The sequence below is a fragment of the Pseudomonas sp. MF6747 genome (assembly GCF_963890955.1).
Taxonomy (GTDB): Bacteria; Pseudomonadota; Gammaproteobacteria; order Pseudomonadales; family Pseudomonadaceae; genus Aquipseudomonas.
The window spans coordinates 1-21,187 of the sequence record NZ_CAWPSZ010000028.1 but is presented as its reverse complement, the minus strand read 5'-3'; the positions used below and the strand labels follow the sequence as shown (position 1 = coordinate 21,187).

Genomic DNA, 21,187 nt, shown 5'->3' with positions numbered 1-21,187 from the left:
TCACACGCATGCATCAACACCCGTTAGAGCGCGCCTTGGCCGCTGTTTTGAAGCCGGGCAAGGTCGGGAAACTCGAGCAACAGCGCCCGATTGCCGCGACCGATATGCTCCATCACCGCCAGCGTGATGAACTCGCGCACCATCCCGCTCGAGACGTAATACATCGCCCAGGCTTGTTCGGGCGTGCAGTGGCCGATCTGTTCTTCGATGTCCTTGTAAGCCTGGTATTCGTCCGGCTTCAAAACGTATGGGTTAGCCGCTTGGCGCATGATTTTTCTCCTCCCTGAAAACGCTGCGACAGCCCCTTGGTCTGCCGACGGCTAACGCTGGGACGCTATGGCCCCGTTCATACGCCGGCGCTGATCGACTTTCGTCGAGCGACTCCCCCATCATGCCTATGGAGCAATGCCTTGATGCGGTTCAGCAGTTGTTTTTCATTACCCAGTGACGTGAGACCGTGGGTGCATTGCGCCTTATAGGCCTCGACCATCTTTATCAGCGTCACTAATTGATGAGTGTCGGCTTTGGTTTCTTTGTAAATAGCCATGTAAGCCCTCTGCCAATAAAGATGAATGCCACGCGAGGTTACGTACCGCTCTTGACCTTGGTCCACACGCGCGTGCGGATTCGCTCCAACTTCAACGGTAGTGGTTCAAGCGGAACAAGTGTGGCAACCGTATGCTTGTCAGGATAAATCCAAGGGTTGTCGCGCAGCTTCTGCTCGACGAACTCAGTGGCGTCCTTGTTAGCGTTCGGGTACAGCGTGTGGTTCGAGCTCTTGGCAATCACTTGCGGTTCAAGCATGTAATTGATGAACGCCAGACCTTCCTTGGCATGGGGCGCATCTTTGAGCAGCACAAAGTTTTCCGACCACACCAACCCGCCCTCACGAGGCAGGCTGTAGGCAATTTTGCGCCCGGTGTTGTTTTTCTCATTGATGGCCTGCGCCGTCAGCGCCCCGCTCGCCCAGCCCACGACCACACAAATATTGCCATCGGCAAAGTCGGCGTCGGTTCTGGAAGAGTCGAAGTAGAGAATATAGGGACGGATTTTCAACAGCAGCGCCTGAGCCTTCTGGTAATCCTCAGGGTTCTGGCTGTTGCTCGGCAGGCCGAGGTAATGCAACGCGATCGAAATGACCTCGCTGGGCGAGTCGAGCATCGCCACGCCGCAGGACTTGAGCTTGCTGATGTTTTCTTCTTTAAAGATCAGGTCCCAGCTGTCCACCGGGGCGTTGTCACCCAACGCGGCTTTGACTTTATCAACGTCATAGCCAATCCCGGTGGTGCCCCACAGGTAAGGCACGGCGTAGCGGTTGCCCGGATCATTCACCGAAAGCAGCGCCAACATCTCTGGGTCGATATGGGAAAAGTTGCTCAGTTGGTCGCGGTCCAGCGGTGCAAGCACGCCCGCCTTGATCAGGCTTGGCAGGACATTGGAGGTGGCGACAACCACGTCATAGCCCGTGCGCCCGGCCATGACCTTGCTCTGCATGATCTCGGCGCTGTCGAAGGCATCCACGTGCATGCGCGCGCCGGTTTTTTGCTCGAATTCCTTGGGCGTCTCTGGCGCGATCAAGCCGAACCAGTTGTACAGATTCACCTGAGGTTGCGCCGCCGCAGCAGGCGCGCTGATACCTACACAGACAAGCGAGGCCAAAAAAATGGCTCGCAAATGTGATTGACTCATATAACTATCCTTGTCAAAACGACAGGCCTTCATGGCCTGCATCCGCTGGGAGGTGAATATACCCGGCGTCGTCTAATAGTAAATACCTACAAGTACTTAGCTCGCGCCTATGAACGCCTAACCCTAAAGGGGTAGAACATGTCACTCGACCTTCATAACCTGGCCTGGCACCGATCGGCCGGCAAGCTGATCATGGAGCTCAATCGCCCGGCTTTCTGGAGCTCGCTGGTTCGCGTGTTGAATGAATATGTGCAGATCGACAACTGGGTTGTCCTGGTTTTCAGCGATCAACAGGTCAACGTCATCAGCTTTACTGAAGTGGCCGATGCCGAGGAGGTGGATGCCCTGACTCAGCGCTACCTCAAAGGGCTGTACCTGCTGGACCCGTTCTACATTGCCAACCGGGAAAACCCGCAGAGTGGCTTTTTTCACTTGTCAGACATAGCGCCCGAGCACTTTCTGACGACCGAGTATTACCGTCAGTATTTCGCCCAGTACGTCTCGGTGGATGAGGTGCAGTACAACGTTCAGCTCGATGAGGACAGGACGTTGTGTATTTCATTCGGCAGTAACGTGCGCTACAGCCCGGAACAGATCACCACACTGGATATCATCAAGCCTTGGGTTTTGGCATTGATGCACCAGCGTATGTGCTTTGAGATCGACGTTGAAAAAAACCTCAATGAGACACCGCCCTGGTCGCAGGCAATTGTTCAACTGGGCAGCCAGATCACAACGCGTGAAAAGGACGTGCTCAAGTTGCTGTTGAGCGGGTTCTCCAACAAAGAAATCGCCGGCAAACTGTCCCTGTCGACAGAAACGGTGAAAGTGCACCGGCGCAATATTTACACCAAGCTGAACATCAAGTCCCAGTCCGAACTCTTTGCGCGTTTCTTCATGCCAAAACAGGAAGTCTACGCGGTGAACTGAAGGCGCGGCGCTCAGCCCGCCGCGCCGAGAAACGGCAGCGCGAGGAACAGCTTGATCACCACCGCATTGGTGATGTCGATGAAAAACGCCCCCACCATCGGCACCACCAGAAAGGCAATCTGCGAGGGACCAAAGCGCTGTGTCACCGCCTGCATATTGGCAATGGCGGTGGGTGTCGCGCCCAATCCGAAACCGCAATGCCCGGCCGCCAGCACCGCCGCATCGTAGTTGCTGCCCATCACCCGAAACGTTACGAAAATCGCGAACAGGGCCATCAACAGCGCCTGTGCCGCCAGCAGGATGACGATCGGCAACGCCAGCGCCGCCAGGTCCCAGAGCTTGAGCGACATCAAGGCAATCGCGAGAAACAACGACAGGCTGACATTACCCAGCAGCGACACTTCGCGCTCAAACACCTGATGCCAACCCAGCGCCGACAAGCCATTGCGCAGCACCACGCCGACAAACAGCACGCAGACAAAGGTGGGCAACTCGAAGGCGGTGCCTTGGATGACACCACTCAGGCACGTGCCAACCTGCAAGCTGATCGCCAACAGGGCCAGGGTTTCGATAAATGAAAACGAGGTGATCATGCGCTCCTGATCGGGGCGCTCAAAGCCTTTGGGCCGCCGCGGCTGCGAGTGTTCAACGCCAGGCACCTGGACACGCTTGATCAGCAGGCGCGCGACCGGGCCGCCAATCAAGCCCCCCAGCACCAAACCAAAGGTCGCCGAAGCAATTGCCAGTTCAGACGCGGAGGCCACGCCGTATTTCTCACTGAACACCGCGCCCCATGCGGCGCCCGTGCCGTGCCCACCCGACAGGGTGATGGAGCCCGCCAGCAAGCCCATCAATGGATCAAGCCCCAGCGCCTTGGCCAACGCGATCCCCATGGCGTTTTGCACCACCAACAGGGCCGTCACGACCAGCAGGAAAATACCCAGCACGCGCCCACCTCGCTTCAGGCTGGCGAAATCTGCGTTCAGGCCAATCGTGGCGAAAAACGCCAGCATCAATGGGGTTTGTAAGGAGGTGTCGAAGCGAACCTCGACATCCGCCAGCGCACGCAACGCCAGCAGCAATGCGGCAACCAACAGGCCGCCGGCTACCGGCTCCGGAATGCTGTAGACACGTAGAAAGCCAATCCGGGCCACCAGCCAACGGCCCAATAAAAGCACCAGGGAGGCAGCGACCAGGGTTGAATAGAAATCGAGCTGAAGCATCTGGACAGTCCTTTGAAGTAAACAAGGAAAAGGGGCTGGCCAGAGTAGAGACAGCGGAACAGGTACACAGCTACCCGACATTGATTACAGACTATTCCTACGTACATCAGCACATGGCCTACATGCGTGGTGTGTTTTGCCGGCAAAAAAGCGACACGAACAAAAACGCCGATCATCACTGATCGGCGTTTTCGTTAAATATGGAGCGGGAAACGAGACTCGAACTCGCGACCCCGACCTTGGCAAGGTCGTGCTCTACCAACTGAGCTATTCCCGCAAATGGCGTCCCCTAGGGGACTCGAACCCCTGTTACCGCCGTGAAAGGGCGGTGTCCTAGGCCACTAGACGAAGGGGACACGCTACTGAAACACATGGTGTGTATTTCAGTGCCCAGAGGCCTCATCCGAAGACTTGGTCCTGGTTTCACTCAATGCCGCCCGAGGGCAACACTGCTTAAAAATTGGAGCGGGAAACGAGACTCGAACTCGCGACCCCGACCTTGGCAAGGTCGTGCTCTACCAACTGAGCTATTCCCGCATATGGCGTCCCCTAGGGGACTCGAACCCCTGTTACCGCCGTGAAAGGGCGGTGTCCTAGGCCACTAGACGAAGGGGACACACGTACAACATTCACTCCCTACCGCGTTTCGCTGTGTGCTTTACGCTGTAAGTGGCGCGCATTCTATGGATGGATTGAAAGGTCGTCAACCCCCAAGGATAAATTTATTTAAATCAATGACTTCGCCCTGCTTTCCAGGGCTTTGCGGGCATTGTGCCCGTGCGGGCTTTGACGCCTATATTCTGGCGCCCGACAAGGCGCTATAGTTCGCCCAGGCAAATGATGGCAATGTGCATCCACGCAGGGAACGCTTACCTATATAGCAGAAACTACCTGGGCAACTGGTCGAACAATCCTATCCGTCGGATGGCCCAGTCACTACACTCCACAGCAAACCCTATAAAGAGGTCACACCGGTGACACCACTCATGATCACCCTGCTGGTAATAGCCGGGATCGTAATACTGATCGCCATTGGCTACATGAACCACGTGGTGGAAAACAACAAACTGGAAAAGCAGCGCACCGAAATCGAGCTTAACGATCGGCTGCGTCGTTGCGGTGAGATCACCGAGACGTTCCCCGGCCAGTTGATGACCCCGAAACTCAAACTGTTGCTGACTCGCCTGGAACTCAACGTCACCCAGCGCCTGTTGCACCTCAAAAAATCCAGCGCACCGCTCAAGGCACGTGTCGCTGAGCTGAACGCGCTGATCGGTCAGGGCGAATCGATCCCGGTGACCAACCCGCCCGCGCCGATCCAGACCGAAGCCAAGGCCAAGGACGTGCGTTTCCTGCTCGAGGCGCTGCACGGTCAAGTGACCCGTGCGGCCCAGGACGGTTTCCTGCCGACCAACGAAGCCAAGCACTGGATCAAGGAAATTCGCCATATCCTGGTGTTGCTGCACATTGAGTTCTTCAACAACCTGGGCCAGCACGCCCTGCAACAAGGCCAGCCTGGCCAGGCACGCCTGGCGTTCGAGCGTGGCGTGCAGTACTTGCGCAAACAGCCGGAGCCGGTGCTCTACAGTGCACAACTGCAATTGCTGGAATCGCAACTGGCCCGCGCCAACTCCACGGTGCTGACCAACAGCAAGCCGGCCGAAGACGAAGTCAACGAACTGACCGAAGGCCTGAAAGTCGTCGACGCCGACGCCGAATGGAAGAAGAAAGTCATCTACGACTGATCGCCTGCCCCATGTGGCGACCCCGGGTCGCCACATGCCATCACTTTGCACCTATCCCCCCGCCCCCGACTAGCGTAAAAAAGTGCCCCTCACTCCGTGAAGTTAGAGGCCTGCTATGCCTGTTGCCGTGATTGATGGACAACCGCTGCACTATGTCGACCAGGGCTCCGGCCCGGTCGTCCTGCTGGGTTCGAGTTACCTGTGGGACCGCGACATGTGGGCCCCGCAAATTGAAGCCCTGTCGCAACAGTACCGCGTGATCGTGCCGGAACTGTGGGGCCACGGTGAGTCCGGCCCGCTGCCGAAGCAAACCCGCTCCCTTGACGACCTCGCGCGTCAGGCCCTGGCGCTGCTGGATCAGCTGGATATCGCGCAAATCAATCTGGTCGGCCTGTCGGTCGGCGGCATGTGGGGCGCGCGCCTGGCGTTGCTGGCACCGGCGCGCATCAACAGCGTGGTGCTGATGGACACCTACCTGGGCGCCGAGCCCGACGCCACGCGCCAGTATTACTTCTCGCTGTTCAAGATGATCGAGGACGCCGGCGCCATCCCCGAGCCGTTGCTGGATGTGGTTGCACCGATTTTCTTCCGCCCCGGCATCGACCGCGAGTCGGCCCTGTACCAGGATTTTCGCAAGGCGTTGCAGGCCTTACCCAAAGAGCGCCTGCTGAACAGCATCGTGCCACTGGGCCGCCTGATCTTCAGTCGCGAGAACATTCTGGACCAGTTGCCCCACCTGGACTCGGACACCACGCTGGTGATGTGCGGCGAGCAGGACAAGCCGCGGCCGCCCGCAGAATCACAGGAAATGGCTGAACTGATTGGCTGCAGCCTCACGCTGATTCCCGACGCGGGGCATATCTCGGCCCGGGAAAACCCGGACTTCGTCAATGAAGCGCTGCTGACCTTCCTCGCCAACCACGCCTGATTGGCGCCCTGCCCTTTGTTCGCGGCTGACCCGCCGCGATCAAAGGCGGAAGTGCCCCACCATGCCCTTGAGCTCCGCGCCCAACTGCGCCAGCTGGATACTCGACGCGGCATTGCCCTGCATGCTCAACGCCGACTGATCGGCGCTCGCACGAATGCTGGTCACACTGCGATTGATCTCTTCGGCCACCGAGCTTTGCTCCTCGGCCGCCGCGGCAATCTGCTGATTCATTTGCTGGATCAATGACACCGCCGCGGCAATGCTGCCCAACGCGCTCTCCGTTGACAGCGCATCGCTGACCGCCAACTTCACCAGCTCGCCGCTCTGCTGAATCTGCTGCACCGACGACTGCGCCGCGCTGCGCAACGTACTGACCAGACGCTCGATTTCCTCGGTCGATTGCTGCGTGCGCTTGGCCAACGCCCGCACTTCGTCGGCCACCACTGCAAACCCTCGGCCCTGCTCGCCGGCGCGGGCCGCTTCGATGGCGGCGTTAAGCGCCAGCAGATTGGTTTGCTCGGCCACGCTTTTGATCACGCCCAGTACCGTGCCGATATTCTGGATTTCCGCGCTCAGGCTTTCGATACTCGCGCTGGCACTGGTGCTGGAGGACGCGAGCAATTCAATCCGTTGCAGGCTCTGGCGCACCACTTGCTGACCGCTGTCGACCTTGTCGTCGGCGGTCTGCGCGGCTTGCGCGGCCTCTTCGGCGTTACGCGCCACGTCGTGCACCGTGGCGGTCATCTGGTTCATTGCCGTGGCAACCTGTTCGGTTTCTTCTTTTTGGCTGCTGACTTCAACATTGGTCTGCTCAGTGACGCTGGACAGTGAATGCGCCGAACTGGCCAATTGCTCGATGCCCGCTTGCAGCCCACTGACCATCTGGCTCAGGCCGCTGCCCATTTGCTGCATCGCCTGCATCAACTGGCCGATTTCATCGCGGCGGCTGACTTCCATCCACCCGCTCAAGTCGCCGGACGCAATCTGCTGGGCCACGGCGATCACAGTGCGCAGTGGCGCCACGATCAACCGGGTGATCACCCACGCCGCGATCAAGCCCACCAGCAGCGCGAGGGCCGAGGAGCCCATGATCAACACCGCGCTTTTCTTCAATTGCGCCTGCATGGACTGGTCTTCGGCGTCGTACGCCTGGTTGACCCGGCTAACCACTTGGTCGGCGCGGTCATGCAACTGCTTGTAGACGATTTTTTCCTGGGCCAGCAGCCCGGTGTACTCGCCGAGTTTTTCGCTGAATGCGGCGATATGCCCGGAGACTTCATTGAGCACGGTCTGGTAACCCGCATCCTTGACTGAGGTTTTCAGCTGTTCGACTTGCGCCAGGGCCTGATCGGCCTGTTCGATCTTGCCTTGATCGGCGTTGTCGGCATCGGCCTTGCGGCTCTGATCCAGGCGCACGCGCGCTTCATTCATGGCTTGCAACATCAACCGCGAGACCTGGCTGACCTGCCCGGCCTGCTCGATAAACTCGGCGCCATCCTTACCCTGGCTTTCCTTCAGGCCATAGGCGCCGTCGTCGGCCAGGCCGGCCTGCAACACATCGAGGTTATTGGCCACACTGGACACCGACCAACTGGCCATTTCCAGCGCCAGGTCCTTGGTCTGGGTCAGTTCGACAAACTCGTCGAATGCCTTGCGATACGCCGCCAACGCCTGCTCGACATCGCCCATCACCGGCACATTCGTGGCTGACCGGGCCTTGAGGCTGGCGGCCATCGCCGCCAGTGCATCGACACTTTCGTGCAGGGCATCGACAGACTTAGGGTCGGCGTGCAGCGCGTAGTCCTGCTCGATCAGACGCACCTTGAGCAAGCCGCTGTTGAGCGATGACATGGCCTTGAGGCCTTCAAAACGCTGGCCAACGGTTTGCAGCGACCACACGCCAATGGCCGCCACCAGCGCCGTCAACAGCAGCACCAGGGCGAAACCCAAGCCCAGTTTCTTCGCCATACCAAGGTTGGCGAAACGTCGTTGCACGCCTGAAATCATTGCACTTGAATCCTCTTGCAACGGCAGATGCCATCGAGCCTGGTTTCCATGCAGCGAGATTCGCAACGACGAGCCAACGGCACAAGACGTTGGCGCCACAATAATGGCAAAAAGCTACATACCCGTCGTTTTCAGAATGGTCGAGGTCGATCTGGCAGGCCCCATGGCACGGAACAACGCCAGCGCCCGCTGATCAGCAGCATAGGCCACGTTGATGCGCAGCCAGTCGCTGTGCTCGCCCTTGGGATTGAACAGCGCTCCCGGCGACAACAACACACCGAGCCGTCGGGCACAGGCCTGCAACCGTGAATGATCGTCCCTGCCGGGCCGGGCCCACACAAACATGCCCCCCGCGGGCACGGCGAACACCTCCCACTCCTCATCCTCCAGCACCTGCAGGGTTGCGGCCATTTGCGTGTTCAAGCGCTTGCGCAGGCGCTGCACCCACTTACGGTAGGTGCCATTGGCCAGCAGCGTGGCCAGCACCGCCTCGGCAAACCGCGAAGTGCCGATGCCTGTCAGCGTTTTGAGCGTCACCATGGGCGCAATAATCGCCGCGCTGGCGCTGAGATACCCCACGCGCAAGGCACTGCTGAGGGTCTTGGAAAAACTCGAAATATAGATTACCCGACCGTCATGGGGCAGCGCCGACAGCCGTGTGCAACTGGCGTGCTGCAAGTCGCCGTAGACGTCCTCTTCGACAATCAGGAAGTTCTCGCTGCTCGCCAATTGCAGCAGGCGCTCGGCCACGGCACGGCACAGGCTGGTGCCAGTCGGGTTGTGATACAGGCAGTTGATGAACAGGCATTTGGGCCGATGGCTTTTCAGCAGCGTCTCCAACACCGGGATATCCGGGCCACCCAGCGTGCGCGGGACGTGCAGCAGCTTGACGCCATGGCGCTCCAACTGACGGTAGAGGTTGGCATACCCGGGCGTCTCGACCACCACCGTATCGCCGGCCTTGAGCAACGTCCGTATGAGCAGGTCTTGTGCATGGCTGGCGCCATGGGTGGTGAGAATGCAGTCGAGACTGCTGGGCACTTTCATCTGCGTCAGGCGCTTGAGCAGTTGCTCACGCAGCGCCGGCAACCCCAGCGGCGTGCTGTAGCTGAACAGCCCGGCGGTGTCGGTGCGGCTGACCTCGCGTATGGCGTAACAAATATCATCGCTTTCGCGCCAGGCGTCCGGCAGCCAGCCGCAGCCCAGTTTCAACTCGCCCAACGGGCCATCGACGTAGGCGCCCCAGCCCAGCTCGGCGCCTTCATACCAGTGGCTTTCAAGGGAAACCGGCGGTTGGGCCACTACAAACCCCGAGCCCTGTTTTGCCACCAACACCCCCTGCGCCACCATTCGCTCAAAGGCTTCGATGACGCTGGATTGACTGAGCAGGTTGTCGAGGGCCAATTGCCGGATGGACGGCAAGCGCGTGCCCGGGCTTGCCCCGCTTGTGCGAATCCATTGCGCCACCGCGCTGACGATTTGCTGCACCACCGGTACAAGGGCCTGTCGATCGATGCCTAAATCCATGAGCCCCTCACTTCAACTGTCTGTTATTCAACCCCAAACAGTTAAGCACAGAAGCCGGGTTCGACCTGCCGCCGAAATTTATTAAAGTATTGATTTTATTGAATTATTTACCTACTGATACACATTCTGACGAGGCCTTGTGCCAGCCCTGGAAACGCCCCACAGCGCCCCTCGCCTTTTCGAATATGCAGTGGCGCCGAGTCCTAGATCGCCGTCGCGCCACCGTCCACCGCCAACGCCTGGCCCGTGGTGAACGCGGCACCGTCGCTGCACAGGTACAGCACCGCACTGGCGATTTCCTCGACTTTGCCGATGCGCCCGACCGGGTGCATGGCCGCGGCAAACTCTGCCTTGCGCGGGTCGGCTTCATAGGCACGCCGGAACATGTCGGTGTCGATCACCGCTGGGCACACCGCATTCACGCGGATTTTCTTTTTCGCGTACTCGATGGCCGCCGATTTGGTCAAGCCGATCACGGCATGTTTGGACGCCGCATAAATGCTCATCTTCGGCGCCGCCCCCAACCCCGCCACCGAGGCGGTGTTGACGATCGCCCCGCCGCCTTGGGCCAGCAGCAGCGGCAACTGGTGCTTCATGCACAGCCACACGCCCTTGACGTTAACGCCCATGATCGCGTCGAACTCATCCAGGCTGCCGTCGGCCAGCTTGCCCTTCTCGATCTCGATCCCGGCATTGTTGAAGGCGTAGTCCAGCCGACCATAAACGGCGACGGTCTGCGCCATCAACTGCTGCACGTCCGCTTCCAGCGTGACGTTGCAGCGCACGAACAACGCCTCGCCGCCCGCCTGTTGAATCAGCGCGACGGTGCTCTCGCCGCCCGCCACGTCCAGGTCGGCAACCACCACTTTCAAGCCTTCGGCGGCAAATGCCAGCGCGGTGGCGCGGCCAATACCGGCGGCGGCGCCGGTGACCAGGGCGACCTGGCCGGAAAACGTCATGCTCATGGGGATGTCCTGTGGGGAAAATAGCCGTGGGCCGAGTCTAGCCAACCGCAGGACGGGTGCGTCAGCACTATCAGAAGGCCGGTTGGCTGTGTATGAATCGCAGTGATAAGGCCTCCCGTCTCACTATCAGCCAGGCCTATCGGCGGGCATTCGCGCCTCTCGGACAACCTTGCTCTCAGGCCGTTAGGGGTCTATCACTTGGGGTTCACTTCTAAAGAGTCCTTTGCCATGACTGCCCAGACCAACCGCCAGTTCCTGCTCGCCAAACGCCCGGTCGGCGCGGCGACACGGGAGACCTTCACCTATCAGGAAGTGCCGGTGGGCACGCCAGGGGATGGGCAAGTGCTGGTGCACAACGAATACCTGTCCCTGGACCCGGCCATGCGTGGCTGGATGAACGAGGGCAAGTCTTACATTCCGCCCGTCGGCATTGGTGAAGTGATGCGCGCACTGGGTGTGGGCAAGGTGATTGCGTCGAACAACCCGAAATTTGCAGTGGGTGATTACGTCAATGGCGCGCTGGGCGTGCAGGATTACTTCCTCGGCGAACCGCGCGGCTTCTATAAAGTGGACCCCAAACTCGCGCCGCTGCCGCGCTACCTGTCCGCGCTCGGCATGACGGGCATGACCGCCTACTTCGCCCTGCTCGAAACGGGCGCGCCCAAGGCCGGCGAAACCGTGGTGATCTCCGGCGCCGCCGGTGCGGTGGGCAGCATTGCCGGGCAAATTGCCAAGATCAAAGGCTGCCGCGTGGTCGGCATCGCCGGCGGCGCCGACAAGTGCAAATTCCTCGTGGATGAATTGGGCTTCGACGCAGCCATCGACTACAAAAGCGAAGACGTGCCAGCCGCCCTCAAGCGCGAATGCCCTAAAGGCGTGGATGTGTATTTCGATAACGTCGGCGGCGACATCCTCGACGCGGTGCTCAGCCGCCTCGCATTAAAGGCGCGGGTGGTGATTTGCGGTGCCATCAGCCAGTACAACAATAAAGAAGCCGTGAAAGGCCCGGCCAACTACTTATCGTTGCTAGTCAATCGCGCGCGAATGGAAGGCTTTGTGGTGATGGACCATGCGGCGAACTTTGCCGCAGCCGGGCAGGAGATGGCCGGCTGGATGGCGCAGGGCAAGCTCAAAAGCAAGGAGGATATTGTCGAGGGGCTGGAGACGTTCCCGGAAACGCTGATGAAGCTGTTCAACGGCGAGAACTTTGGGAAGTTGATTCTAAAAGTTAACTGACCACGGTGGATCGAAATGTGAGAGCGGGCTTGCTCGCGAATGCGGAGTGTCAGTCACCGGATGTGTGTCTGATACACCGCTTTCGCGAGCGAGCCCGCTCCCACATTTTAGCTCAGCGATATTCAGGCGATTTCGGCGACAACTGCGGCCAACGCCTTCGCCGGATCGGCCGCCTGGCTGATCGGGCGACCGATCACCAGGTAGTCCGAGCCCGCGTCCAAGGCCTGACGCGGCGTCAGGATGCGGCGCTGGTCATCCTGGGCACTGCCCGCCGGGCGAATGCCCGGGGTGACCAGTTGCAGCGACGGGTGAGCGGTCTTCAAGGCCTGGGCTTCCAGCGCCGAGCACACCAGGCCATCAAGCCCTGCCTTCTGCGCCAGCGCCGCCAGGCGCAATACCTGCTCCTGAGGTTCGATATCCAGGCCGATGCCGGCCAGGTCCTCGCGCTCCATGCTGGTCAGCACGGTCACACCAATCAGCAGCGGTTTCGGGCCGCTGCGCTGTTCCAGCACTTCACGGCAGGCAGTCATCATGCGCAGGCCGCCGGAGCAGTGCACATTGACCATCCACACGCCCATCTCAGCCGCGGCCTTGACTGCCATGGCGGTGGTGTTGGGGATGTCATGGAATTTCAAATCGAGGAACACTTCGAAGCCTTTGTCACGCAGGGTGCCGACAATTTCGGCGGCGCAACTGGTGAACAGTTCCTTGCCGACCTTGACCCGGCAAAGCTTGGGGTCCAACTGGTCAGCCAGCTTCAGTGCGGCGTCACGAGTGGGGTAATCCAGGGCGACGATGATAGGAGTCTGGCAGACGGACATTGGAATGGGCTCTCAGGCAAGTCGAAATCGGCGCGGATTGTAGCGCAAGCGGCGCCGTTGCGGGATCCGATGATCGGTAAAATACTGATCGAGCGCCCGTGACCCGGCATTTAGAGCAATTGTGTCAAGGCTGATACATTCACGACATGCCCTCAACACGCACCACGTCTAGCCTCGCGCACATGACCGCCCGTCCAGCACTTCCAGCCATGGAGCTGGGCGCCTATGCTGACAGCAACAACCCAGGCAGATGATCGCACTATGCATACCCCTACCGTCTCTGTAAACGAAGAGCAAAAAGGCGCGGTGATCGCCGAAGACAAGCGCTGGAACACCCGTGCGCTGATCGTCGATGACGACCTGCCGATCCGTGAACTGCTGATCGACTACCTGGCACGTTTCAATATTCTCGCCATCGGCGTCACCGACGGCACGGCCATGCGCGCGGCCATGCAAGCCGAAACCTTTGATGTGGTGGTGCTCGACCTGATGTTGCCGGGCGAAGACGGCCTGTCGCTGTGCCGCTGGCTGCGCACCGAATCGGACATCCCGATCCTAATGCTCACCGCGCGCTGCGAACCCACCGACCGCATCATTGGCCTGGAGCTGGGCGCCGATGACTACATGTCCAAACCCTTCGAACCGCGCGAGCTGGTAGCACGTATCCAGACCATCCTGCGCCGGGTGCGCGATGACCGCACCGAGCAACGCGCCAACATCCGTTTCGACAACTGGCGCCTCAACAGCGTACTGCGCCAGCTGGTAGCGGACGACGGCCTGGTGGTGCCGCTGTCGAATGCCGAGTTTCGGTTGTTGTGGGTGTTTATCGAACGCCCACGCCGCGTGCTGAGCCGTGAGCAATTGCTGGATGCCGCCCGTGGCCGCTCCATCGAGGCGTTTGATCGCAGCATCGACTTGCTGGTGTCGCGCCTGCGCCAGAAACTGGGTGATGACCCCAAGGCACCGCAGTTGATCAAGACTGTCCGCGGCGAAGGCTACCTGTTTGACGCGCGGGATATCGGCTGATGCGCGCCACCTTCAATACGCTGTTCGGCAGGCTGTTCGGCGTATTGCTGGTGGCCATTGTGCTGGCCCACGTGCTGGCGTTCTTTTGGTTTCACCACTACGGCCCGCCACCGCCGCCGCCTCAGGAAACCTTTGTCGAGCAGCCGGATGGAACGATGAAGCCGCTGCCCAAGCACCATCGCTCCTGGTTCGGCGGCCCGGTGGTACCACTGACGTTTCAATTTATCTCGCTGATCATTGCCGCCTGGTATGGCGCCAAACTGCTGAGCCGGCCGATCCAGCGCCTGAGCGCAGCCGCCGAACGCTTGAGCCTCGACCTCGACAGCCCGCCACTTAACGAGTCCGGGCCTCGCGAGGCGCGGCAGGCTGCATCGACCTTCAACCTGATGCAAAAACGCATTCGCGAGCAAGTCAGCCAGCGTGCACGCATGCTCGGCGCCGTTTCTCACGACCTGCGCACCCCACTGTCACGCCTTAAGCTGCGCCTGGAGCAGATCGAAGACACCAAGTTGCAAGGTCAGATGCGCCAGGACCTGGACGACATGATCGGCATGCTCGACTCCACCCTGAGTTACTTGCACGAGCAGCGCACCAGCGAAACCCGGCACTGGCTCGACGTGCAGGCGCTGGTCGAATCCCTCAGCGAAAACGCCCAGGATCAAGGCTCCGATGTGCAGTTCGCGGGCAATTGCGCGCCCTTGCAGGTGCAGCCGATGGCACTGCGCTCGTGCCTCAACAACCTGATCGACAATGCCTTGCGTTATGCCGGTACGGCGCGGGTGGAGCTGAGCGACAGCCGCGAAGCCTTGATCATCCGTGTGATCGACCACGGGCCGGGGATTGCCGCGGATAAACGCGAGGCCGTATTCGAACCGTTCTTTCGCCTGGAAGGCTCACGCAACCGCAACTCCGGCGGCGTCGGCCTGGGCATGACGATTTCCAAGGAAGCGGTGGAACGCCTCGGCGGCAGCCTGAGCCTGGAGGAAACCCCAGGCGGCGGCCTGACCGCCGTGATGTGGTTGCCGAGGGCTTAAAGGGGTTTGTCTTCGCGACGCACTTGCGCCTGGGTCGCGCTCCAATCCGTCAGCAGGCTGTAGGCCACCGCCAGCAAGGTCGGGCCGATAAACAAACCGATAAAGCCAAAGGCGATCAACCCGCCAAACACGCCCAGCAGCACAATCACCAGCGGCAGGTTGCCGCCGCGGCTGATCAGGTACGGCTTGAGCACGTTGTCGACGCCACTGATGATGAACGTGCCCCACACACCGAGAAACACCGCATAGGTGTAATCGCCCTTCCAGGCCAGCCAGGCCGTGGCCGGGATCCATATCAGCGGCGGCCCCATGGGGATCAGGCTGAGCAGGAAGGTAACGATGCCCAGTACCAACGCGCCCGGCACACCGGCGATCAGGAAACCGATCAGCGCCAGCAGGGCCTGAGCGGCGGCGGTACCGATTACGCCGTTGACCACGCGTTGCACGGTGCCGGCCACCAACTCGATGTAGTAACCGGCACGGTCGCCAATCAAGCGTTCCAGCAGGCGATGCACGAACGTCGCCAGGCGCGGCCCGTCGCGGTAGAAGAAAAACACGAACACCAGGCTCAGGGTCAGTTCGAGAATACCGCCACCGATCTGCGCGCTGCGCGCCAGCAACCAGTTGCCGACCTGGCCCAGGTACGGCTTGATGCTGACCATCAACGCCGCGCCCTGCTGGTCGATGCTGTCCCAGGTCGCCACCAGGCGCTCGCCGACAAAGGGGATCGAGCCCAGCCAGGTCGGCGCGGCAGGCAGGCCGTCAACCTGGATATCCTTGATCAGGCTCACGGCGTCGCGCACATGGTCGGCCAGGTTGAACCCCAGCCACACCAGTGGCACCGCCACCAGCAACATCCAGCCCAGGGTCAGAATGCCCGCCGCCAGGGATTCCCGGCCGCCCAGCCAGCGGGTCAGCAAACGCATCAGCGGCCAGCTGGCAAACGCCAGCACCGCGCCCCAGAACAGCGCCGACCAGAACGGCGCCATCACCCAGAAGCTGGCACCAAACAACACCAGCAGCAGGATTTGCACCAGTAGGCGATCGTTATTGAGCATCGGGTATCTCGAGAATAAGGCTGTAGGAAGAGAGCTTAGGCGAACGGCGCGGGTCCGTTCGCCCTGTTGCGGGTCAGCGTATCAGATGCAGGTGCAAACCCTTAGCGTCACCGGTGCCGGTTTCCATGCGCGCGGCGCGTACGCCGCTGTCGATCAGGCCCTGGCGCCAGGCTTCGGCGGTCGGCCCGGTCAAGCTGACGCGCAAGGTGGCGTCGAGGTTCAAGCCACGCGAAATCAGGGTCAGCCAAGTGGCGTCGGGCTCGGCGCCCAACGCCGGGAAGTCCAGTTCGCCGGTGCTTTTCAACTCACGCAGCAAGGTGGCCGAGGTAGGCAGCAAGTCCCCCAGCGCGCTGGCATCGAGCTGTTCAACATGCAAATAGGCGCGACGGTTGCCGCGCGTGATGCCGTACAGCGCTACCAGGGAATTGTCCTGCGGCGCCGCCAGACGCAGCAGCAGGTATTCCTGCTGCCCATCGGCGCCGACCAGTTTGGCGTTGCCGAACACTTCGTTGGCCCACAGGCTGCTTTCGCCGCAATCGCGAGCCTGGCACCAGAACAACAGCTGCGCGCCCTTGGCCTGCAACGCTTCGCGCGTCGCGGTAAATGCGGCACTTGAAGTGTGCTCAGCGGGCAGCTCATAGGTGATGGCGGTGGTCTGGCCACGCGCTGTGGCTTGGCCTTCGTAACGCAGTTGGCCGCTGATCTTGCGGATCGCGCCCATCGGGTAGATGCGTTCCTTTGCTTCAGCGGGGCGGTAATCGACGATTTGCGCATCGGCCTGACGGGCCACGGCCGGTAAATCCTGGCTTCCCGGCAGGTCCGCGGCGAACACCAAGGGGCTGAAACAGCACAGCCCGAGGGCACGGATACATCCTTTGCGCAGGCTCATCGGATCGGTAAGCCCTGGCCATTGGAGGTCGCAGCAGTGTTCATAGCGTTCATGGTTGACTCCCTTTCAATCCGCCCAGCCTCGGCAGTTGCCCGCGTCAAGTCAAGGCGCGTGGAAGAACCGATTGAAACAGTCTGCAACAAGGAGCGCGCCGGGCTCATCATTAAGGTGTAAATGATGGCCGCCGGGCAGCGTGTTCACCGTAAAAGGTAGCTGAGAAAGCAATTCTGGATGTTTCGCCAGCATGCCGTCAGCCGCGACCACCAACTGTGTAGGGCAACCCACGCGTCGCACGAAAGCCATCGCCTGCTCATCGGTCAGGCGCATCGGCGAGGCGAGCGTCAGGCGACTGTCCGTACGCCAGGTGTAACCTCCCGGCACCGGCATCAAACCGCGCTGGGCCAACAGCTCGGCGGCTTCGCGACTGACCGCCACCACGCCTTTCATGCGTGCTTCCACGGCGCGATCCAGCGAGGTGTAGACCGGTTTGCGCTTCTCTTGCAGGTTCAGTTGCGCCTGCAGCGCCATGCCCAACCGCTCGGCGGCGCTCTCGCCCGCGGCGGTGGGCGGGACCACGCCGTCGATCAACCCCAGGTGCGTGACACGTTCCGGCAAGGCGCCGGCCAACACCAGCGAGACGATGGCGCCGAGGGAGTGGCCAAGTAATGCAAAACGTTTCCAGCCCAGCTGTTCGGCGACTTGCAGTACATCAAAGACGTAATCCCACAGGGCATAACCGGCGCCGACAGGACGGTGCGCCGAATGCCCATGACCGGCCATGTCCAACGCGACGATACGCAAACCATGCAGCTTCGGCGCCAGCCGCGCAAAGCTGTTGGCGTTGTCCAGCCAGCCATGCAGGGCGATCACCGGCAAACCGTCTTCGGGACCAAAAAGATGCGCCGCCAACTCGATGTGCGGCAGGCTCAGGCGGACTTCTTCGACGGGCATGCTCATGCGCAACTGCGCTCGCGGGCTGCCCAGCGGGAAAACAGGTTCTTGATCAAGGTCGCGGTGTCCTGCGGGCGTTCGAGGGGAAACATATGGCCGCCGGGCATGGTGAGCATTTCGCCCATCGGCAGGCGGTCGACGCCGCTGGCATGGTGGCGCATCACCACGCGGCTTTGGCGGCCGCGCACCACCGCCAACGGCACCTTCAGCTGACGAACCTGGCCAGGGCTGGTGTGAGGCACGCCGCGGTAGATGCTGATTTCAGTGGCCGGATCAAAGCGCAGACGCAGGCGGTCGCCCACCTGTTGCAAGCCATGTTGCAAGTACGCGTCAAAGCATTCCGGGTCGAACCCGCGAAACAGCGTCTTGCCGGCAAAGTAGCTGCGCGCCGCCTCCAGGTCGGTAAATTCTTCACGGCGGCCCAGCGTACGCCCGGCCGGCGTCAGGCGGTCGATAAAGCCGAAACGCTTGGCGGCACGGATCACCCAGCGGTCAGCGCGGGTCAGTACCGGCGAATCGAGCATCACCACGCCGCGGTACAGCTGCGGACAGCGCATGGCGGCGTGCAAATGCAACACGCCGCCCAGGGAATGGCCCACACCCCACACCGGTTCCGGCTGCAACTGCAGATGGTGGATCAACTCGTCCACCAGGTTCTGCCAGTTGTCGTCCACCGGAAACCTGGGGTCGTGACCGTGTTGCGGCAGGTGAGCCACGGCATATTCCGGGGCCAGGGCGGCAAACAACTTGCCGTAAGTGGCCGAAGGAAAGCCATTGGCGTGGGCAAAAAACACGTGCTGCGACATACCGGATCCATCTGCAAAAACAGAAGTTGATTGTCACCATGCCCGGCCGTTACAGCAATGACTGTAACCGCCAGGAATGATGACACTCACGCCACGCCTATCGCGCCGGCGGGTTCTCGCCCAGCGGTACCACGGCCATGGTCAGGCGCGACACGCAGCTGGCTTTGCCCTCATCGCTGGTCAAGCGAATGTCCCACACTTGAGTGGTCCGGCCGATATGGATCGCCCGGGCCACCGCCGTGACGCGCCCGCTGCGCACGCCGCGCAGGTGGTTGGCATTGACCTCCAGGCCCACGCAATAAAACTTGCTGGCATCGATACACAGGTAAGCCGCCATGGACCCGACGCTTTCAGCCAGCACCACCGACGCACCGCCGTGCAGCAGGCCGTAGGGTTGATGGGTGCGATGGTCGACCACCATGCTGGCGGTCAGGGACTCGTCGTCGAAGCTTTCGAAGCGGATGTCCAGCAGCTCACCGATGGTGTTTTTCTGGATCGCGTTGAGTTGCTCGATATTCGGTTGGGTGCGCCACAAACTCATGAAGTTGTCCTTATTAGTTTTATTACGACCCTAATCCTGCCACACAATGGCTTCGTTGCGCGCGCTCCAAACCGCAAGCTCGGCACCGTAGGTCGACTCGATCACCGTGCGTTTGATCTTCAGGGTCGGCGTGAGAAAGCCGTTTTCCACCGCCCAACTGTCTTTTACCACCACCAGCTGGCGCAAGCGTTCATGTTTATCCAGTGCCTGGTTGACCTGTTCCAGCCAGCGTTCGAGGCTGCTGCCCAGGGCGTGTCGGTCCTGAGGCCCGGCGGACAACACGCACAGGCCGATCGGCGCAGTCAGGCCATCGCCCACCACACACACTTGCTCAATGCGTGCATGTTCGGCCAGGCGGTTTTCAATCGGTGCCGGGGCCACGTATTTGCCCTTGCTGGTCTTGAAGATTTCCTTGAGCCGCCCGGTCAGGCGCAGGCGGCCGTCGGCATCCTGCTCGCCTTTGTCGCCGGTACGCAGGAAGCCATCATCGGTCAGGGTCTCGGCGGTTTTCTGCGGGTCCTTGAAGTAGCCGAGCATGGTCGCGCCGCTGCGCACCTGCACCTCGCCCGACGTGTCGATGCGCACCTCAACGCCAGGGCATGGCAGGCCGATCCAGCCGAGCCTCTGCTGGCCGGGCCGACACACATGGGAATAGCCACAGCTTTCGGTCATGCCATACACCTCCAGCACATCCAGCCCCAGGCGCTGATACCAGCGCAGCAAGGCCTCGGGTACAGGCGCCGCACCGGACAGCGCAATGCGCAGGGCATCCAGGCCCAAACCCGCGAGGACTTTATGGCCGACTCGTTTGCCGATAAACGGCAGGCTTAGCAGGGTGTCGAGGCGCTTTTGCGGGATCTTGCTGTAGACGCCCATCTGGAACTTGGTCCAGATCCTCGGCACGCCGAACAGCGCCGTTGGCCGTGCCCGACGCAGATCCGCCAGAAAGGTATCGAGGCTCTCGGCGAAATACACGGTTTGCCCGGTGTAGATCGAGGCCAGTTCCACGAACATGCGCTCGGCCACATGGCACAGCGGCAGGTAGGACAGCAATCGGTCGCCCTCCCCCAGGCCAAACAACTCGGTGCCACGGGTGGCGGCAAAACCCAGGGCGCCAAAGGTTTGCATCACGCCCTTGGGCAAGCCGGTGGTGCCGGAGGTGTAGACGATGGTGGCCAGGCTTGAGGCGCCAGGTTCGGGATTGTCCTGGATCGGCGAGCAGGCTTGCAGGTCGGCCCAGCGGTAATCGAAGTCGCCGACCGGGCACAGGGGCAGGCTGATGGTCGGCAGCCCGGCGGGGATACCCGGCGCCATCGCAGGCCAGTCGTCCAGCTTGCCGATCAATACCAGCGCCGCCTCGGAATGGGTCAGCACATGGCCAACGGAGTCGGCGGTGAGGTTGGGGTACAGCGGCACCGAGACATGCCCGGCCATCCAGATCGCGAGGTCGGCGATGATCCAGTGCGCGCAGTTTTTTGAGATCAGCGCGATGTGCGAGCCTTGCGGCAGCTCGCGGGCACGCAGCCAATGCGCGGCGCAACGGGCCTGGTGGGCGACCTCGCCCCAGGTGAGGGTCTGCACCTCGCCGGCGCCGGTGGGTTGCACCAGAAAGGGTTTGCGCGGGTGCCGCGCTTCACGTTCGAAGAAGGCCTGCAACGGCAAACGAAAAGCGACGGGCATGGGACGCGCTCCTTTGTGATCCGACCATAGCCAACCAAGCACTTGCTTGGTTGACTGTATAGCACACACGGGGCGGTGATTAATTTTAGGGGGCTCGGGGTTTTTGCATGTTTTTTGGGGGGGGGTTATGG

20 protein-coding genes, 4 tRNA genes and 1 pseudogene are annotated in these 21,187 nt (G+C 61.1%); 6 read left to right on the top strand and 19 right to left on the bottom strand.

Annotated features, from left to right (window positions below):
• Positions 1-23 precede the first annotated feature (23 nt).
• The 3 genes from AACW30_RS21575 to AACW30_RS21565 all read right to left on the bottom strand — a co-directional run bounded on the left by AACW30_RS21575 (position 24) and on the right by AACW30_RS21565 (position 1,689).
• Positions 24-269: a hypothetical protein gene (locus AACW30_RS21575; RefSeq protein WP_106580667.1), complete on the bottom strand. Its 246-nt coding sequence runs from the start codon at positions 267-269 to the stop codon at positions 24-26.
• A gap of 77 nt (positions 270-346) precedes the next feature.
• Complete coding sequence (locus AACW30_RS21570; protein WP_200625715.1) at positions 347-547, bottom strand: hypothetical protein; 201 nt, start codon at positions 545-547, stop codon at positions 347-349.
• 38 nt (positions 548-585) lie between these two features.
• Complete coding sequence (locus AACW30_RS21565; protein WP_106580669.1) at positions 586-1,689, bottom strand: polyamine ABC transporter substrate-binding protein; 1,104 nt, start codon at positions 1,687-1,689, stop codon at positions 586-588.
• A gap of 138 nt (positions 1,690-1,827) precedes the next feature.
• Between AACW30_RS21565 and AACW30_RS21560 the strand changes: the two genes are divergently transcribed.
• A complete protein-coding gene (locus AACW30_RS21560; RefSeq protein ID WP_200625714.1) occupies positions 1,828-2,619 on the top strand; it encodes a response regulator transcription factor in 792 nt (263 codons plus the stop codon).
• 11 nt (positions 2,620-2,630) lie between these two features.
• Here AACW30_RS21560 and gltS read toward each other — a convergent pair whose 3' ends face one another.
• From gltS to AACW30_RS21535, 5 genes are all read right to left on the bottom strand, one after another.
• Entirely contained in the window at positions 2,631-3,842 is a 1,212-nt protein-coding gene (gene gltS, locus AACW30_RS21555) for a sodium/glutamate symporter (RefSeq protein WP_119735539.1), read from the bottom strand.
• Between the two features lie 201 nt (positions 3,843-4,043).
• Positions 4,044-4,119: transfer RNA gene (locus AACW30_RS21550), tRNA-Gly, on the bottom strand.
• Positions 4,120-4,122: 3 nt separating this feature from the next.
• Positions 4,123-4,198, bottom strand: a tRNA-Glu gene (locus AACW30_RS21545).
• 105 nt (positions 4,199-4,303) lie between these two features.
• Positions 4,304-4,379: transfer RNA gene (locus AACW30_RS21540), tRNA-Gly, on the bottom strand.
• 3 nt (positions 4,380-4,382) lie between these two features.
• Positions 4,383-4,458 (bottom strand) — tRNA-Glu (locus AACW30_RS21535).
• 370 nt (positions 4,459-4,828) lie between these two features.
• On the opposite strand from AACW30_RS21535, the gene AACW30_RS21530 reads away from it, so the two are divergent.
• Together AACW30_RS21530 and AACW30_RS21525 are read left to right on the top strand one after the other, a co-directional pair.
• Positions 4,829-5,587 (top strand): hypothetical protein, encoded by a 759-nt coding sequence (locus tag AACW30_RS21530; protein WP_234452760.1) that lies wholly within the window; start codon positions 4,829-4,831, stop codon positions 5,585-5,587.
• A 115-nt stretch (positions 5,588-5,702) separates the two neighbouring features.
• Positions 5,703-6,515, top strand: coding sequence for an alpha/beta fold hydrolase (locus AACW30_RS21525; protein WP_200625712.1), 813 nt, complete (start codon positions 5,703-5,705; stop codon positions 6,513-6,515).
• Between the two features lie 39 nt (positions 6,516-6,554).
• On the opposite strand, the gene AACW30_RS31615 is transcribed toward AACW30_RS21525, so the two are convergent.
• From AACW30_RS31615 to AACW30_RS21510, 4 genes and pseudogenes are all read right to left on the bottom strand, one after another.
• Entirely contained in the window at positions 6,555-7,397 is an 843-nt protein-coding gene (locus tag AACW30_RS31615; RefSeq protein WP_442793555.1) for a methyl-accepting chemotaxis protein, read from the bottom strand.
• A gap of 18 nt (positions 7,398-7,415) precedes the next feature.
• Positions 7,416-7,604, bottom strand: a pseudogene (locus AACW30_RS31610) (HAMP domain-containing protein); the annotation flags it as partial.
• Positions 7,605-8,636: 1,032 nt separating this feature from the next.
• On the bottom strand, positions 8,637-10,049 hold the full coding sequence (locus AACW30_RS21515) for an aminotransferase-like domain-containing protein (RefSeq protein ID WP_200625710.1): 1,413 nt from the start codon (positions 10,047-10,049) through the stop codon (positions 8,637-8,639).
• Between the two features lie 203 nt (positions 10,050-10,252).
• The gene (locus AACW30_RS21510) at positions 10,253-11,014 is read right to left on the bottom strand and encodes an SDR family oxidoreductase (protein WP_200625709.1); all 762 of its coding nucleotides are present in this window, start codon (positions 11,012-11,014) and stop codon (positions 10,253-10,255) included.
• Between the two features lie 228 nt (positions 11,015-11,242).
• Between AACW30_RS21510 and AACW30_RS21505 the strand changes: the two genes are divergently transcribed.
• Positions 11,243-12,250 (top strand): NADP-dependent oxidoreductase, encoded by a 1,008-nt coding sequence (locus AACW30_RS21505; RefSeq protein ID WP_124416875.1) that lies wholly within the window; start codon positions 11,243-11,245, stop codon positions 12,248-12,250.
• A gap of 122 nt (positions 12,251-12,372) precedes the next feature.
• On the opposite strand, the gene pyrF is transcribed toward AACW30_RS21505, so the two are convergent.
• Entirely contained in the window at positions 12,373-13,071 is a 699-nt protein-coding gene (gene pyrF / locus AACW30_RS21500) for an orotidine-5'-phosphate decarboxylase (protein WP_017734306.1), read from the bottom strand.
• A gap of 261 nt (positions 13,072-13,332) precedes the next feature.
• On the opposite strand from pyrF, the gene AACW30_RS21495 reads away from it, so the two are divergent.
• Positions 13,333-14,097 (top strand): response regulator, encoded by a 765-nt coding sequence (locus AACW30_RS21495; protein ID WP_200625708.1) that lies wholly within the window; start codon positions 13,333-13,335, stop codon positions 14,095-14,097.
• Positions 14,097-15,131 carry a sensor histidine kinase gene (locus AACW30_RS21490; RefSeq protein ID WP_119735531.1) on the top strand — a complete coding sequence of 345 codons (1,035 nt, stop codon included), beginning with the start codon at positions 14,097-14,099 and terminating at the stop codon, positions 15,129-15,131. Before AACW30_RS21495 ends, AACW30_RS21490 begins: the two co-directional genes overlap by 1 nt.
• Here AACW30_RS21490 and AACW30_RS21485 read toward each other — a convergent pair.
• From AACW30_RS21485 to AACW30_RS21460, 6 genes are all read right to left on the bottom strand, one after another.
• The gene (locus tag AACW30_RS21485) at positions 15,128-16,189 is read right to left on the bottom strand and encodes an AI-2E family transporter (protein ID WP_119735530.1); all 1,062 of its coding nucleotides are present in this window, start codon (positions 16,187-16,189) and stop codon (positions 15,128-15,130) included. The two genes, AACW30_RS21490 and AACW30_RS21485, sit on opposite strands and share 4 nt — an antisense overlap.
• Positions 16,190-16,262: 73 nt before the next feature.
• Positions 16,263-17,078, bottom strand: a complete 816-nt coding sequence (locus AACW30_RS21480) for a DUF4892 domain-containing protein (protein ID WP_200625707.1) — start codon at positions 17,076-17,078, stop codon at positions 16,263-16,265.
• A gap of 102 nt (positions 17,079-17,180) precedes the next feature.
• Positions 17,181-18,035 carry an alpha/beta hydrolase gene (locus AACW30_RS21475; RefSeq protein WP_106580682.1) on the bottom strand — a complete coding sequence of 285 codons (855 nt, stop codon included), beginning with the start codon at positions 18,033-18,035 and terminating at the stop codon, positions 17,181-17,183.
• Positions 18,032-18,835, bottom strand: a complete 804-nt coding sequence (locus AACW30_RS21470) for an alpha/beta fold hydrolase (protein WP_124416872.1) — start codon at positions 18,833-18,835, stop codon at positions 18,032-18,034. Before AACW30_RS21470 ends, AACW30_RS21475 begins: the two co-directional genes overlap by 4 nt.
• A 97-nt stretch (positions 18,836-18,932) precedes the next feature.
• The gene (locus AACW30_RS21465) at positions 18,933-19,376 is read right to left on the bottom strand and encodes a hotdog fold thioesterase (protein WP_106580684.1); all 444 of its coding nucleotides are present in this window, start codon (positions 19,374-19,376) and stop codon (positions 18,933-18,935) included.
• Positions 19,377-19,406: 30 nt separating this feature from the next.
• Entirely contained in the window at positions 19,407-21,056 is a 1,650-nt protein-coding gene (locus AACW30_RS21460; RefSeq protein WP_200625706.1) for an AMP-binding protein, read from the bottom strand.
• Between the last annotated feature and the right edge of the window lie 131 nt (positions 21,057-21,187).